This is a genomic window from Aliidiomarina sp., assembly GCF_047920995.1.
Taxonomy (GTDB): Bacteria; Pseudomonadota; Gammaproteobacteria; order Enterobacterales; family Alteromonadaceae; genus Aliidiomarina.
The window spans coordinates 1-2,906 of the sequence record NZ_JBLRWZ010000069.1; the positions used below are offsets into that span (position 1 = coordinate 1).

The following is a 2,906-nucleotide window of genomic DNA, read 5'->3' on the forward strand; positions in this document are numbered from 1 at the left end:
CATGCGTATGGAAAGCATAAACATAGCAGAAATCTTATGGCCAGCAACTTATCTTTTGCGGATGATTTATTGCACTCTTTATTGCATCAAGGGCGATTGCGATACCGAGAAATCATAGCCATCGATTTTCGCATCAGCAATTAACTGCTGTATGTACTGCGCTATCGCTTTATGGCGTACTTTTTCATTCAAGTAATCACGGATTTTTTCCCGCACAGCACTAAATGAAAGTGGTGCGCCAGCAACTTTTCGCTCTACCCACACCACATGAAAGCCGTAACGGCTTTCTACTGGCAAGGTATACAAGCCTTTCTCGGCAGCAAAAACGATGCGCTCAAACTCTGGCACAGTTTGCCCTCGGCTAAGCTGGCCTAAACTACCCCCAGTTTCTTTTGAAGGGCACGCCGAATGTGCTCGAGCTAAGCCAGCAAAATCACCACCAGCCTGCAGCTGTTTAATGATTTCTTCCGCTAATGCCAGTGCTTCGATACGCGGTTTGTCTTCACCCGGAGGCGCTGCAAGTAATATATGACGTACTTCAAGTAATGGCGAAGTAGTGAACTTACCGCGGTTTTGCTCAAAATACGTAGCAATTTCCTGCTCAGTGGCCTCAGGCACATGCACTTCTTCAGCAATTAAGCGATCCAAGTAATCTTCTTCTGTTACTTGTGCCCTTGCCGAGGTGATTTTGAATCCTAGCGAACGCGCACGCTGCTTTAATAGTTCGCCAATGATCAAAGCCTCAGCTGCTTTAAGCATGGCATCTCGCTGAGATTCAGCAGGATGGTACTGCATTTCTTCTAATACAGCTTTTTCTTCAATTGTTGTTTCGTTAACACGAATCATATTCACCTCTAACTTCACGGTACGAGTTCCAAGCCCACCACCGTAATCGGTAAAAAAGGCGGCACTAATGCCGCCTCATATAACGGAATTAATAACGGCGACGTACTATTTGATGGCTACGACCTAAGAATTTGATCGGAACGCTCCAAATGTGTACAAGACGACTAAATGGGAACAGTACAAACAAGGTAACGCCCCAAAATACATGTGCTTTGTAAATCCAGTGAATGTCAGCCATAAACTCCACGGCTGCACCTGGGCGGAACGTTAGTAAGTAACGGCTCCAACTCATCAGATCCTTCATTACATAACCATCCATATGGCCGGTAGACACAAAAATTGTGATAATGCCCAAAATTAGCTGCCAGTATATTAGTAATAGAATTAGCGTATCCATTACCGAACTACTCGCACGAACCCGAGGATTAAATAAGCGTCTGTACACCAACATCGTTAACCCAACAAAGCAGATAAAACCGAAGAGGCCACCAACACCCACAGCAATAAGCTGCTTTTGCGCCAGTGTAACGCCAAGTGCATCCCACACTTCATACGGAATCACCAAACCCGCAAAGTGGCCGGCAAAAATCATGATAATACCTACATGAAAGAACACACTCGCCACACGGAAGTACTTCTTATCCAATATTTGGCTCGATTGCGCTTTCCATGAGAATTGTTCACGATCGTAACGCAACGCACTGCCAAGGAAGAAAATAACCGAGGCGATGTAGGGATAAATCCCAAACAACAATAGATCAATGTTCATGGTTCACTTCCTCTCGGCTAGAATTCGCTAATGGCTCTGATGGGCTTGCCGCATCTTTCGCATCAGCCCAGTTAATGGGTACATACTGATCTTTACGTTGTGATTCAGAAGGTTTGCTTACCCCTGAGCTACAGCCATCGGCTTTCGAATCAGGGCCAAACGTAACCATCTCTTCTTCCCAAACTTTATCCAGCGCTTCTTTGGTATCGTCCCGCTTCTCGGTAGCGATCTGCTCGCGCACATCGTTCAAATCAACAGCAACTCCAGAGAGATTTAATAGCGCATGGGTAACTGCGGCGTAATCACTATCACGTTGTTCCAATCGGGCAGTAAGCAACGCCAGAATATGGGCTACTTCTTGCAAACCAAGTACTAGATTTTCTTCCCCTTGCGTGGAAAGAAACTCAAGGTACAGCGGAATGTAATCTGGTAATTCGCGCACACCAATTTCCAAACCAGCTTCTTTGTATTGGCCCATCAAATTCACCATCGCTTGACCACGATCGCGGGATTCCCCGTGAACATGTTCAAACAACAGCAACGAAAGTGAACGACCACGTTCGAATAAACTATCGTATTCAGATTGCCAATCCATAATGTTGCCAGCACAGCGGCGTTCAACAAACGCCGCTAAATCGGCTTTACGCACATCAGCCAAACTTGATTCAGCAATGATGTGCAGAAGGTCTTGCTTAGCTGCAACGATGCCCTCAGTAGGGTAATCCAGCAGCAGTGATATAACTCGGGCTATTTGCATAACAATTAATCCTTCATAACTACTGGAATTACTTTTCGAACGCCTTTCTTATCACCGCCGAACAAGTTCAAATCACTTTCACCACCACCACAGCCGTTACCGAAGCTAAAACCACATTCACCTTTCAAGTTATAGGCATTTTCGGCATACGCTCGGGCACTAGTTGGGATTACAAAGCGATCTTCATAATTGGCCAACGCCATGTAGCGATACATTTCTTCTACTTGGTTTGGTGTTAAGCCAACGTCTCTCAGTACTTGGAAATCTTCCACACCATCAACTTGCTGCGAACGTTTGTAGGCACGCATGGCGATCATCCGCTCAAGTGCACGTTCTACCGGAGCTTCGTCACCAGCAGTAAGCATATTGGCGAGATAACGCAACGGAATCCGCAACGATTTAAGATCTGGGATTTCACCATTCATTCCCACATGGCCAGCCTCAACTGCGCTGGTAATAGGTGAAAGTGGTGGCACATACCAAACCATCGGTAACGTGCGGTATTCTGGATGCAGTGGCAGCGCCACTTGCCAT

General features: G+C 46.1%; 3 protein-coding genes and 1 pseudogene. All 4 read right to left on the bottom strand.

Translation table 11 applies throughout. From position 1 onward, the window contains the following. Nucleotides 1–78 precede the first annotated feature (78 nt). Nucleotides 79–846, bottom strand: coding sequence for a peptidylprolyl isomerase (locus ACNA7P_RS11060; protein ID WP_416258681.1), 768 nt, complete (start codon nucleotides 844–846; stop codon nucleotides 79–81). A gap of 88 nt (nucleotides 847–934) precedes the next feature. Further along, on the bottom strand, nucleotides 935–1,615 hold the full coding sequence (gene narI / locus ACNA7P_RS11065; RefSeq protein ID WP_416258682.1) for a respiratory nitrate reductase subunit gamma: 681 nt from the start codon (nucleotides 1,613–1,615) through the stop codon (nucleotides 935–937). Then, nucleotides 1,605–2,372 (bottom strand): nitrate reductase molybdenum cofactor assembly chaperone, encoded by a 768-nt coding sequence (narJ, locus tag ACNA7P_RS11070; protein WP_416258683.1) that lies wholly within the window; start codon nucleotides 2,370–2,372, stop codon nucleotides 1,605–1,607. Before narJ ends, narI begins: the two co-directional genes overlap by 11 nt. Before the next feature lie 5 nt (nucleotides 2,373–2,377). Further along, nucleotides 2,378–2,906, bottom strand: a pseudogene (narH, locus tag ACNA7P_RS11075) (nitrate reductase subunit beta); the annotation flags it as partial.